1 rRNA gene is annotated in these 469 nt (G+C 54.2%); it reads left to right on the top strand.

Going from position 1 to position 469, the window contains the following annotated elements:
* Positions 1–469 (top strand): 23S ribosomal RNA (locus tag FJW00_RS09695); the annotation flags it as partial.

The following is a 469-nucleotide window of genomic DNA, read 5'->3' as shown; positions in this document are numbered from 1 at the left end:
GACTAAGCGTACACGGTGGATGCCCTGGCAGTCAGAGGCGATGAAGGACGTGCTAATCTGCGTAAAGCGACGGTAAGGTGATATGAACCGCTACAGCCGTCGATGTCCGAATGGGGAAACCCGGTGCACTCAGTGCATCATTGCAGCATGAATACATAGTGCTGCAAGGCGAACCGGGGGAACTGAAACATCTAAGTACCCCGAGGAAAAGAAATCAACCGAGATTCCCCCAGTAGCGGCGAGCGAACGGGGAGCAGCCCAGAGCCTGAATCAGCATGTGTGTTAGTGGAAGCGTCTGGAAAGTCGCAGGGTACAGGGTGATACTCCCGTACACAAAAGCACACACGCTGTGAGCTCGATGAGTAAGGCGGGACACGTGGTATCCTGTCTGAATATGGGGGGACCATCCTCCAAGGCTAAATACTCCTGACTGACCGATAGTGAACCAGTACCGTGAGGGAAAGGCGAA

Source organism: Pantoea anthophila (assembly GCF_006494375.1).
GTDB lineage: Bacteria > Pseudomonadota > Gammaproteobacteria > Enterobacterales > Enterobacteriaceae > Pantoea > Pantoea anthophila.
The sequence above is the reverse complement of the archived record's forward strand: the minus strand, read 5'-3'. Positions and strand labels throughout refer to the sequence as shown.